Raw genomic sequence first — 11,612 nt, forward strand, 5'->3', positions numbered from 1 at the left:
AATTTTCAACTAAATTCAAACTTTTTTTATGTATGATATGTTAGTTTTTGAATTTAGTGCAAAGGTTGTATTGTTTGTGAGAAATATTATATTATTTTTATTTTTCTATACTTTAAGTTTTGCTTCGAATTTTGATGAAGTAAAATTAGCTTTGATTAAAGAATTTAAGACAAATTATCCACAAATTGAAATCATCTCTTTAGAGCTTAATACTCAATCAAGTTTGCCAGAAGATTTTAATCAATATGTTTTTTTAAAACTAGGTAATCATAATTTTGATAGAGCTGATGGATTTATCAAGGCTGAATTTAAAACTCCAGAACAACACAAAAAAAATGTTTTTTTTAAATATTTTTTAAAAGCAAAGTTAGAAGTTTTACAAAGCACACGCCCTATTTCGCGTAATGAAAATTTAAGCCCTGCTAGTTTTAAAATTTTAAAAATTCCTTTTGATAAAGTCCCTCAAGGTATATTAAAAAAAGATGAAATCGCAAATTTAATAGCCAAAAGCAATATAAGAGAAAATATGATTTTAAAATATAATATGTTTAAAACCAAAACCCTTATACAAAGAAATGATTCTGTTTATGGGGTTATCAAAGATGGGGATTTAAGCATGATAATAGAATTAAAAGCCTTACAAAGTGGGAATTTAAACCAAAGAATTCGCCTTAAAAATAAAGATGGAAAAGTCGTGCATGGTAAAGTCATTAGTAAAAATTATGTGGAGCTAAAATGAGAAAAATTTTAGTAGGTATTAGCGGGGCTAGTTCTTGTGAGCTTGGTTTTTTGTTATTAAAACATTTAAAAGAAAAAGGGCAAATTTATGCCATTGTGAGTAAAAATGCAAAAATAAGTTTTGCAAAAGAAAATTCTCTTTTAGAAAATATAGACTTTTTGCAACACATAAAAGATAAATTTGAGCTTGGACATGTAAATTTTTTAGATAATGAAGATATTAGTCAATGCGTTGCAAGTGGATCTTTTGGCATAGAAACGACTTTTATCACACCTTGTTCTATTAATACTTTAGCTAAGATATCTTGTGGAATTTGTGATAATCTTATCACAAGGAGCGTTGCTGTAGCGTTAAAAGAAAGAAAAAAAATAATTCTTGGTGTTAGAGAAATGCCCTATTCTACTTTGAATTTAGAACAAATGGCTAAACTTTCTAGCTATGGAGTTATCATTGCTCCTCCTGTAATAGCAAGTTATGCTAAGATTGATAATTTAGAAAAACTATATGAATTTATCATAGGAAAATGGCTTGATTTGGCAAATATTGAGCATAATTTATACCAAAGGTGGCAATGATGGATAGTTGTATATACCCAGGGACATTTGATCCTATTACCAATGGGCATTTAGATGTGATCATTCGAGCTAGTAAGATGTTTGAAGAAGTAGTTGTTGCTATAGCTAAAAGTGAAAGTAAAAGGCCTATGTTTAACCTAGAACATAGAGAAAAAATGGTAAAAATTGCTACAAAAGACTTAAAAAATGTTAAAATTACAACTTTTGATAACTTGCTTGTAGATTTTGCAAAAAATTTAAACATTAAAACCATAGTAAGAGGCTTAAGGGCTGTGAGTGATTTTGAGTATGAATTGCAACTTGGTTACGCAAATCATATGCTTTGGGAAGATCTTGAGACTATATATCTTATGCCAAATTTAAAAAATTCATTTATTTCAAGCTCTATTGTAAGATCAATTTGTGTGCATAATGGCGATGTGAGTAAGCTTGCGCCAAAAGAAATTGTATCTTTATTAAAGGAAGGAAGATGTATATAGCTTTTGAAGGGGTTGATTGTGTGGGTAAAAGCACGCAAATAGAACTTTTAAAAAAATGCTTTAAAGATGCGATTTTCACTAAAGAACCAGGCGGGAGTGAGCTTGGTATGCATTTGAGAAAAATTTTATTAGAAAGTAAAATGCAATTTTCCAAAAAGGCTGAACTCTTGCTTTTTTTGGCTGATAGAGCAAATTTGATCGACATACATTTAGTACAAAATAAAAACAAACTTATCATTTCAGATCGTAGTTTTGTTTCTAATATGGCTTATGCAAAATTTGATTTTGATCAAAATATTTTATTTGATTTAAATTCTTTTGCAACTGGTGGATTTTTCCCACAAAAAATAGTTTTTTTACATGGCTCCAAAGAACTTATTGAGCAAAGACTTTCTAAAAAAAACTTAGATAGTATAGAAAAAAGAGGGGTTGAGTATTTTTTAAATATACAAAATGCCCTAGAAGAAACTTTAGAAATTTTAAAAACTAAGATAGATATAAAAATTTTAAAACTAGATGCGTCTTTAAGTATAGAAAATTTACATGAAAAAATTAAGGAATTTATTAATGATTAATGCATTAAAAGGTATGAAAGATTTACAAGATTATCAAGCAGCACTTTATGAAAAAGTGGTAAAAACTTGTGAAGAAGTAGCTAAAAACTATGGTTTTACTTTTATTAATTGTCCGCATTTAGAGCTAACTAGGCTTTTTAAAAGAAGTGTTGGAGAAAGCTCTGATATAGTTGGCAAAGAAATGTATGAATTTGTTGATAAAGCAGGCAATGATGTGTGTTTAAGGCCTGAAGGGACAGCTGGGGTGGTAAGATCATATATAGAAGCTAAGATGGATAAAAATCAAAGCGTAAAAAGGTGGTTTTATCATGGATCTATGTTTCGCTATGAAAGGCCACAAAAAGGAAGATTGCGCGAATTTCATCAATTTGGTGTAGAAAGCTTTGGTGTAGAAAGCGTATATGAAGATGCTAGTATTATTTTAATGCTAGATGAGATTTTTAAACGCTTAAAAATTCATACAAACTTAAAAATTAATTCTTTAGGTTGTAAAGAATGCATGGGTGTTTATAAAGAAAAACTCATAGCTTTTTTAAATTCTAAAGATGGCTTTTGTGAAGATTGTTTAAGAAGAAAAGAATTAAATCCTATTAGGGTGCTTGATTGTAAAAATGATCATTGTCAAAATTTAATTAAAAATGCGCCAAAACTTAGTGAAAATTTATGCCCATGTTGTAAAAAAGATTATGAAAAATTGCAAAAAATATTAAGTGAAAATGGCATTGAGTTTGAATGTGATGAGAAATTAGTGCGCGGGCTTGATTATTATTCTAAAAGTGCGTTTGAATTTATAAGCGATGAAATAGGAGCAAAAGCTGCTGTTGCAGGTGGTGGAAGATATGATAGATTGATAGAATATTTAGATGGTAAAAGTGGCTATGGCGTAGGATTTGCCATGGGTATAGAAAGGATTATGGCTATTTTAGAACAAAAACAAGACATTAAAAAAAGAAATGGAATTTATCTTTGTGCTATGGATGAAGCTTTTATAGATATTATTTTTAAGCTTGGAATTATTTTGAGAAAAAAACATAAAGTCTTTATAAATTATGAAGCAAAAAAACTTGCAAAACATCTAAATCAAGCAGACAATGCTAATGCAAAAATATTTTTATGTATAGGCGAAGATGAAATGCAAAAAGAAGAAATTTTTTATAAAAATTTAGATACTAAAGAAAATAAAAATATAAAAATAGCAAATTTGGAGAATGAGTTATGATTGATTATGGTATTAATATTTGGGGTGCAAATAATTTTATCATTGAAGGTGGCAAAGTTTGTGTAAATCATGGCAAAAAACCAGCTATCATTGATATAGTAAATACCTTGCGTGATGATGGTTATAAGGGGCCATTATTACTTCGTTTTCCTCATTTAATCCACAAGCAAATTGAACAAATTTATGAAAAATTTGCTAAGGCTAAAAAAGAATTTAACTATAAAGGTTCTTTTAATGCTGTGTATCCTTTAAAAGTTAATCAATATCCAGGTTTTGTAAAAAATTTAGTTAATCTAGGTAAAGAATATAACTATGGCTTAGAGGCAGGAAGTAAGGCTGAGCTTTTGCTAGCTATGGCTTATAATAATGAAGGTGCTCCTATAACGGTTAATGGTTTTAAAGATAAAGAACTCATAAATATGGGCTTTATAGCCTGTGAAATGGGTCATAATATCACTTTGACTATGGAGGGACTTAACGAGCTTGAAGCGATGATAGAAATTGCTAAAAATCGTTTCAAGCCAAAGCCAAACATAGGCTTAAGAGTACGTTTGCACTCAGCTGGAGTTGGAATTTGGGCAAAAAGCGGTGGTATAAACTCAAAATTTGGTCTTACTTCTACTGAATTAATAGAAGCTGTAAATTTGTTAAAAGCTAATAAACTTTTAGATCAATTTACTATGATACATTTTCATCTTGGCTCGCAAATTACTGAAATTCATCCTCTAAAAAAAGCTTTAAATGAAGCGGGTAATATCTACACCGAGCTTAGAAAAATGGGAGCAAAAAATTTAAAAGCCATTAATCTTGGCGGGGGTTTAGCAGTAGAATACTCTCAGTTTAAAAACGAAACAAGCAGAAATTACACCTTAAGTGAGTATGCAAATGATGTGGTTTTTATATTAAAAAGCATTGCTGAGCAAAAAAAAGATCTTGAGCCTGATATTTTTATAGAAAGTGGGCGTTTTGTAGCGGCTAATCATGCTGTTTTAGTAGCGCCTGTTTTAGAGCTTTTTTCTCAAGAATACACAGAAAGCAAGCTTTTATTGAAAGACAAAAATCCTAAATTAATTGATGAGCTTTATGATTTATACAAAAGCATAAAAGCTTCTAATGCATTGGAATACTTACACGATAGTATTGATCATATGGAAAGCATTTTAACTTTATTTGATTTAGGATATGTGGATTTACAAGATAGATCAAATAGTGAAATTTTAGTGCATTTAATCATGCGAAAGGCTATTTCTTTGGTGGGTGATCAAGCTGATTTATCAAGCTTGCAAAATGAAGTGCAAGAAAAATATTTGGTGAATTTTTCTTTGTTTCAATCTTTACCTGATTTTTGGGGTTTAGAGCAAAATTTTCCTATCATGCCTTTAGATAGACTCAATAAAAAACCAACTAGAAGTGCAAGTATATGGGATATAACTTGTGATAGCGATGGAGAAATTTCTTATTCTAAAGATAATCCTTTGTTTTTACATGATATTGATGTAGAAGCTGAAGATTATTTTTTGGGATTTTTCTTAGTGGGTGCTTATCAAGAAGTTCTTGGTATGAAGCATAATCTTTTCACTCATCCAAGCGAAGCTTGTATAAGTATTAACGAAAAGGGTTTTGAAGTAGAAAGCGTGCTAGAGGCTCAATCCATTTTAGATACCTTAGAAGATCTTGACTATGATATTCATGCGATTATGGATAATATTAATGAAAAAATTTATGCTTCAAAACTTGTTAATGAAAATCAAAAAAAGCATATTTTGGGTGAAATTTATTTGTTTTTAAATGACAATGGATATTTAAAAAGCATAGGTTCTAAATGAGTATTTTCAAACTAATCAAAGAAGATTTTTCTATGCCAAAGCAAAAAGATCCTGCATATAGATCTTGCGTGGAATTAGTTTTTAACTATCCTGGTGTTTGGGCTGTGGTAAATTATCGCTTTGCGCATTTTTTTTATATAAAAAACTATAAACGCATAGCAAGAATGATTAGTGGAATTTCTCAGTTTTTAACAGGGGTTGATTTGCATCCTGGAGCTAAGCTAGGTAGGAGAATATTTATAGATCATGCAATAGGTGTTGTAGTAGGTGAAACAGCTATAATTGGTAATGATGTGATTATTTATCAAGGAGTAACCTTAGGTGGCACAAGTTTAGATAAACACACCAAAAGACACCCTACTATAGAAGATGGCGTAGTAATAGGATCTGGTGCTAAAATTTTAGGCAATATTACCATAGGTAAAAATGCAAAAATAGGTTCAAATGCAGTTGTATTAAAAGATGTTGAGGCAAATTTAACAGCTATTGGTATACCTGCTTATATTAAAGAACATGGTAAGATTGATTATGAAGAAAAAATCGCTAAATTAGAAGCAAAGCTTGCTATTTTAGAAGAAAAGCTAAATAAAGAGGATAAATGATAGCAATTACAGGCGGAGGCACAGGTGGGCATTTAGCCATTGCAAGATGCTTATTACAAAGTGCTAAAAAACAAGGTTTAGAGTGTATTTATATAGGAAGTGAAAATGGTCAAGATAAACTTTGGTTTGAGCAAGAATTAGCTTTTCATCAAAGGTATTTTTTAAGTAGTTCAGGCGTGGTAAATAAAAAAGGTTTATCTAAAATTAGCTCATTTATGCATATTATAAAATTAGCACTAAATGTAAAAAAAATTCTTAAAAAACATGAAGTTAAAGCTGTTTTTAGCGTGGGTGGATACAGCAGTGCGCCAGCTTCTTTTGCTGCTTTAATGGCAAATATCCCACTTTTAATCCATGAGCAAAATTCTAAAATAGGAAGTTTAAATTTACTTTTAAAGCCTTTTTCTAAAGCTTTTTTTACTGCATTTGATGATCAAATTGATAAAAAAAATACTTTCTTTTGTCCTTATCCTATTAATGAAGTTTTTATCCAAAAAGCAAGAATTAGGCAAGAATTAAAAAGCATTATTTTTCTAGGTGGTTCACAGGGGGCTAAATTTATTAACGATCTTGCTTTAAAAAATGCTTTATATTTTAAAGAAAAAGGTATAAATATCATTCATCAATGTGGCAAGAGTGATTATAAAAGATGTAAGAGTGCTTATGAGAGTATGCAAATTAAAGTTGATTTATTTGATTTTGATAAAAATATTATAGAAAAAATTTCAAAAGCTGATTTAGCTGTGTCAAGATCTGGAGCTAGTTCTTTGTTTGAACTTAGCGCAAACAAACTTCCTTGCATATTTATCCCCTACCCTTATGCAGCTAAAAATCATCAATATTTTAATGCTTTATATTTAAAAGAGCGTAATTTGTGTGAGATTTTAACTCAAGATCGCGAAGATGGTTTTATAGATATAATTAATAACTTTCCATTAAAACAAATTTCATCAAGACTTTGTGAAATTGAAAATAAAAATGGAGCTGATTTTATGCTTTATAAGGCTAAAGAATTAGGAATTATTTAAATAAAATACTTCCTAATCTAACCATATTTGAACCACATTTAATAGCTAGCTCAAAATCCCCGCTCATACCCATAGAACAAATTTTTGCTCCATGTTTTTGTAAATTTTCATAAATTTTAAAAGTTTGCTCAAAACTCTCTTGAACTTTTTCCTCATTCATAGCACCTATGCACATTATGCCTACTAAATTTAAATTTTTACATTCTTCTTGAATTTGTAAGTATTCTTCTATGGCTTTATTTTGCTCTATACCACTTTTAGAGCTTTCATTTGCTGTGTTTATTTCAAGTAAGGTATCAAGTTTATACTCTAATCTTTTATCTACTGCTTTAGCTATTTTAATGCCATTGCAAGATTGCCAAAGCACAGGTTTTTGTTTGACTAAAAGATTGATTTTATTACTTTGAAGATTGCCTATAAAATGCCATTTGATTTCTAAATCTTGAAGTTTTTCTTTTTTTAAAGCTAAAGCTTGGACTTGATTTTCACCAAATTCAAAAATTCCTTGCTTAAAAAGCTCTCGAATTTGTTCATCTTGAACATACTTGCTAGCTGCTATTAAACGCACATTTTGCTTTATAGTTTTTTCAAAAATGCTTTCTAATTTCATATTTTCCTACATCAATTCATATAATTTTTTACGCTCACTAGAACTTCCTATACCAAGTTGCATGCGGTATTTTGTGATGGTTCTACGCCCTAATTGCACGCTTGGAAATTCTTTTTGAGTTAGTTCAAGAATTTTTAAATCACTCAAAGGCTTTTTAGGGTTTTCTTTTTTGATTAGATTGCTTAGAAAATCTTTTATCGTTGCATTAGATGTTTCTCCATCATCAACGGCTGTTGTGAAAAATGATTTTAAAGGTATTAAGCCTCTATCGCAACTTAGATATTTATTAGAAATAGCCCTTGAGATGGTTGAAGCATTTCTTTCTAAATCTTGCGCTAAATCTTTAAGTTGCATAGGTTTAATATCTCCACCCATGAAAAAATCATATTGATATTCTATAATCATAAGCCCTAGTTTATAAAGAGTAGCTTTTCTCATCGCTAAAGCATCGATTAAATTTTTAGCATCTTTTAAATAAGCACTTAAAAACTCATGATCAAGCCCATCTGCTTCAAAAGCAATTTCAGGATAATATTCATCATTAATTTTTATTTTAATCTCGCCATTTTCTTGATAAATATAAATATCAGGGATGATAGCCATGCTTTCTTCAAAATATTCTAAAAATGGTGGTATGGAAATTTTTTTAATAATAGAAATAGCGTTTTTGTATAAAGGATCTTTAGTAAATTCTTTTGCATTTTCTAAATTTTGTATTAAACTTTTGCAAAATTCATAAAGCTCATCGTCTAAATCAAAATGTTCTAGTGCAAACATATAAGCTTCTTGATTATCTTTTGCTCCTACTCCTATTGGATCAAGAAATTTAAATCTTTGTCTTATTTTTTCAACTTCTAAAGGATCAAATTGTGCAAAAAGTTCTTCATCGTATTCAAAATAGCCCTCATGATTTAGACATTCTATGATTTTTTCAGCTATGAGTTGGGATTTTTTAGTTGGAAATAATGGTGGTATGATTTGCTCGTTTAAAAGCTCATAGACATTTTTATTATCTAAGCTTTTGGCATCAATCATTTGAGTTGTTGTGCTTTTGCTAAAATATTCTTGATAATATTTGTTTTGATTATTGGTAATGTTTGAGTTTTCTTTGATTTCTATAAAAGGATTTTCTTTGGCAAATTCTTCTAAGTTTTCTTTTAAATCTTCTATATTAGCTTGTAAAATTGGCAACCAAGATCTTAAAGTTTGTGATAATTTTGCTTTTTGAGCTAAAGAAGTTTTTTGTCTAAGCATTATTCAAGTCTAAATTCATTTCCAAGATAATATTTTTTAACATCTTCATTGTTTGCTATCTCGCTTGCATTACCACTAGCTAGCAATCTTCCACTTCTAATAACATATGCTCTATCACAAATTGCTAGAGTTTCTCTTACATTGTGATCTGTTATTAAAACACCTATATTCATTGCTTTTAAGTCTTTAATTAAACTTTGAATTTCACTCACTGCTATAGGATCAACCCCAGCAAAAGGCTCATCTAAAAGTAAAAATTTAGGATCACACATCAGAGATCTTGCTATTTCACAACGCCTTCTCTCGCCCCCACTTAAACTTAAACCTTTTCTGTGTCTAATAGGCTCTATGCTTAATAATTCTAACATTTGCTCTATTTTTTGATCTAGTATTTTTTTGTCTTTATAGAGCATTTGAGCAGCTAAAAGTAAATTATCTTCCACGCTTAAGTCTTTAAAAACACTACTTTCTTGAGGCAAATACCCAATGCCAAGCTTTGCTCTTTTATTAAGCGGTTCTTTTGTGATATCTTGTGAGTCTAAAAACACCTGTCCGCTTGTTGGTAAAATAAGCCCACATATCATATAAAAACTCGTAGTTTTTCCTGCTCCATTAGGCCCTAAAAGTCCTACAACTTCTCCACTTTGCACTTCTAGCGAAACATCGTGTATGATTTTTGTTTTTTTAATGATTTTTTCTAAATTTCTAGCTTCTAGCTTACTCATGTATTATATACTTTCTTTTATTTTCATAAGGAATGATTTGTAAAATTATATTAAAAATTTGATATTTATCTAAATATTTTTTTAATTTTTCATCACCCCACTCTACTAAATGCAAACCTTCTTCAAAAAAATTTTCAATCAAGCCATTTTTTAAAAGTCCATCAAAACCTTCTTGATAAATATCATAATGATACATTTTACCTTGTTGAAAATCATACTCTTGCATGATAGAAAATGTAGGAGAATTAAGCGTTTTTTCTACTCCAAGAAATTGAGCATAATTTTGCACCAAAGTAGTTTTACCACTTGCTAAATCACCTTGCAATAAAACAACTCCACTTTTAGGTAAAACTTCACAAAGTTTGTCAAGTTCATTTTGTGCTAAAACAAATTCTCTCATTTAATTTTTACCACATATTTTTCTTGCATAGCTTTGGGTATGCTTTTGGTAGTTGGTATATCAAGTACTTTGTATGTATCAGTATGCTCTATAAATTTAATACTAATTTCATCGCCAATTTTTACATCTTTACTAGCTTTAACTACTTGATTATTAATACTTACAACCCCGCTTTTACACATATCTTCTGAAATAGCGCGACGCTTTGTTATATTTACTACATTTAAAAACTTATCTATTCTCATAAAAATATTTTATCAAAAAATACAAGAAAATGTTATAAAATGTCTAAATATTTTACATTATATTAAGCTAAATTCGTTAAATTTTAAAATTATTTTTACAAAGAGGAAAGACAATGAAAAAAGATATCAAAAAAGTGGTTTTAGCATATTCTGGTGGGCTTGATACAAGTATAATTTTAAAATGGCTTCAAGATGAGTATAAAAGTGAAGTGGTAACTTTCACAGCAGATATTGGACAAGGTGAAGAACTTGAGCCTGCTAGAAAAAAAGCACTTTCTTTAGGTGTAAAAGAAGAAAATATTTTTATAAAAGATTTAAAAGATGAATTTGTAAAAGATTATGTATTTGCTATGTTTAGAGCAAATGCTATTTATGAGGGAGAATATTTACTAGGTACAAGTATAGCAAGACCTTTGATAGCAAAAGCTTTGGTAGAAATAGCAAATAAAACTAATGCAGATGCTATTAGTCATGGAGCAACAGGTAAAGGAAATGATCAAGTGCGTTTTGAATTAGGTGCTTTGGCACTAAATCCAAATTTAGCTATCATTGCTCCTTGGAGAGAATGGGATTTAAATAGTCGTGAAAAACTCTTAGCTTATGCACAAAAACATGGTATTGATATAGCTAAAAAGCCAGGTAAATCACCTTATTCTATGGATGCAAATTTATTGCATATTTCCTATGAGGGTTTAGTGCTTGAAGATCCTGCGGCTAAACCTGAGGCAGATATGTGGCGCTGGGTGAGGGATTTAAAACAAACTCCAAATGAAAGCGAAGTGATAGAGCTTGAGTTTAGCAAAGGTGATTTATGTGCTATAAATGGAGAAAAAATGTCTCCTGCACAGCTTTTAGCAAAACTTAATGAGCTTGGTGCAAAACATGGTATAGGTCGTCTTGATATAGTAGAAAATCGCTATGTGGGTATGAAAAGTAGAGGTTGTTATGAAACCCCAGGTGGGAGCATACTTTTAAAAGCACACCGCGCTATAGAAAGCATTACTCTTGATAGAGAAGCAGCGCATTTAAAAGATGAATTAATGCCAAAATATGCAAGTTTAATTTATAATGGATATTGGTTTTCGCCTGAGAGATTAATGCTTCAAGCTTTAATCGATGAATCACAAAAACACGTAAATGGCAAGGTTAAACTTGAATTGTATAAAGGTAATGTTATGGTAATAGGCAGAGAAAGTGCGAATGATAGCTTATTTAGCGAGGCTTATTGTACTTTTGAAGAAGATAGTGTGTATGATCAAAAAGATGCAGCAGGCTTTATCAAGCTAAATGCTTTAAGATTTATCATTGCAGGCAAAAATGGAAGAAAATTTTAAG

14 protein-coding genes are annotated in these 11,612 nt (G+C 30.0%); 9 read left to right on the forward strand and 5 right to left on the reverse strand.

Going from position 1 to position 11,612, the window contains the following annotated elements; genetic code table 11:
- Positions 1–37: 37 nt before the first annotated feature.
- Genes flgA through CLLT_RS04065 form a run of 8 tightly spaced genes read left to right on the forward strand, consistent with a single transcriptional unit; the run spans position 38 to position 7,043 of the window.
- On the forward strand, positions 38–739 hold the full coding sequence (gene flgA, locus CLLT_RS04030) for a flagellar basal body P-ring formation chaperone FlgA (protein WP_074692141.1): 702 nt from the start codon (positions 38–40) through the stop codon (positions 737–739).
- Complete coding sequence (locus tag CLLT_RS04035; protein ID WP_070256991.1) at positions 736–1,314, forward strand: UbiX family flavin prenyltransferase; 579 nt, start codon at positions 736–738, stop codon at positions 1,312–1,314. Before flgA ends, CLLT_RS04035 begins: the two co-directional genes overlap by 4 nt.
- Positions 1,311–1,793 carry a pantetheine-phosphate adenylyltransferase gene (gene coaD, locus CLLT_RS04040; protein ID WP_074692041.1) on the forward strand — a complete coding sequence of 161 codons (483 nt, stop codon included), beginning with the start codon at positions 1,311–1,313 and terminating at the stop codon, positions 1,791–1,793. Before CLLT_RS04035 ends, coaD begins: the two co-directional genes overlap by 4 nt.
- The gene (gene tmk / locus CLLT_RS04045) at positions 1,784–2,368 is read left to right on the forward strand and encodes a dTMP kinase (protein ID WP_074692044.1); all 585 of its coding nucleotides are present in this window, start codon (positions 1,784–1,786) and stop codon (positions 2,366–2,368) included. Before coaD ends, tmk begins: the two co-directional genes overlap by 10 nt.
- Positions 2,361–3,587, forward strand: coding sequence for a histidine--tRNA ligase (gene hisS, locus CLLT_RS04050; protein ID WP_074692046.1), 1,227 nt, complete (start codon positions 2,361–2,363; stop codon positions 3,585–3,587). Before tmk ends, hisS begins: the two co-directional genes overlap by 8 nt.
- Positions 3,584–5,413, forward strand: a complete 1,830-nt coding sequence (gene speA, locus CLLT_RS04055) for a biosynthetic arginine decarboxylase (RefSeq protein WP_074692049.1) — start codon at positions 3,584–3,586, stop codon at positions 5,411–5,413. Before hisS ends, speA begins: the two co-directional genes overlap by 4 nt.
- Positions 5,410–6,015: a serine O-acetyltransferase gene (cysE, locus tag CLLT_RS04060; protein ID WP_070256981.1), complete on the forward strand. Its 606-nt coding sequence runs from the start codon at positions 5,410–5,412 to the stop codon at positions 6,013–6,015. Before speA ends, cysE begins: the two co-directional genes overlap by 4 nt.
- Positions 6,012–7,043 (forward strand): UDP-N-acetylglucosamine--N-acetylmuramyl-(pentapeptide) pyrophosphoryl-undecaprenol N-acetylglucosamine transferase, encoded by a 1,032-nt coding sequence (locus tag CLLT_RS04065; RefSeq protein WP_074692052.1) that lies wholly within the window; start codon positions 6,012–6,014, stop codon positions 7,041–7,043. Before cysE ends, CLLT_RS04065 begins: the two co-directional genes overlap by 4 nt.
- Here CLLT_RS04065 and CLLT_RS04070 read toward each other — a convergent pair.
- Genes CLLT_RS04070 through CLLT_RS04090 form a run of 5 tightly spaced genes read right to left on the reverse strand, consistent with a single transcriptional unit; the run spans position 7,036 to position 10,277 of the window.
- Positions 7,036–7,653 carry a YggS family pyridoxal phosphate-dependent enzyme gene (locus CLLT_RS04070; protein WP_074692055.1) on the reverse strand — a complete coding sequence of 206 codons (618 nt, stop codon included), beginning with the start codon at positions 7,651–7,653 and terminating at the stop codon, positions 7,036–7,038. The two genes, CLLT_RS04065 and CLLT_RS04070, sit on opposite strands and share 8 nt — an antisense overlap.
- A gap of 6 nt (positions 7,654–7,659) precedes the next feature.
- Complete coding sequence (locus tag CLLT_RS04075) at positions 7,660–8,907, reverse strand: RNA polymerase factor sigma-54 (RefSeq protein ID WP_074692059.1); 1,248 nt, start codon at positions 8,905–8,907, stop codon at positions 7,660–7,662.
- On the reverse strand, positions 8,907–9,632 hold the full coding sequence (lptB, locus tag CLLT_RS04080) for an LPS export ABC transporter ATP-binding protein (protein WP_074692062.1): 726 nt from the start codon (positions 9,630–9,632) through the stop codon (positions 8,907–8,909). Before lptB ends, CLLT_RS04075 begins: the two co-directional genes overlap by 1 nt.
- On the reverse strand, positions 9,625–10,032 hold the full coding sequence (gene tsaE, locus CLLT_RS04085; protein WP_074692065.1) for a tRNA (adenosine(37)-N6)-threonylcarbamoyltransferase complex ATPase subunit type 1 TsaE: 408 nt from the start codon (positions 10,030–10,032) through the stop codon (positions 9,625–9,627). Before tsaE ends, lptB begins: the two co-directional genes overlap by 8 nt.
- Positions 10,029–10,277: an RNA-binding S4 domain-containing protein gene (locus tag CLLT_RS04090; protein ID WP_070256968.1), complete on the reverse strand. Its 249-nt coding sequence runs from the start codon at positions 10,275–10,277 to the stop codon at positions 10,029–10,031. Before CLLT_RS04090 ends, tsaE begins: the two co-directional genes overlap by 4 nt.
- A gap of 113 nt (positions 10,278–10,390) precedes the next feature.
- On the opposite strand from CLLT_RS04090, the gene CLLT_RS04095 reads away from it, so the two are divergent.
- On the forward strand, positions 10,391–11,611 hold the full coding sequence (locus CLLT_RS04095) for an argininosuccinate synthase (protein ID WP_070256966.1): 1,221 nt from the start codon (positions 10,391–10,393) through the stop codon (positions 11,609–11,611).
- Position 11,612 lies beyond the last annotated feature (1 nt).

The organism is Campylobacter lari subsp. lari (genome assembly GCF_013372185.1).
In the GTDB taxonomy this organism is placed as follows: Bacteria; Campylobacterota; Campylobacteria; order Campylobacterales; family Campylobacteraceae; genus Campylobacter_D; species Campylobacter_D lari.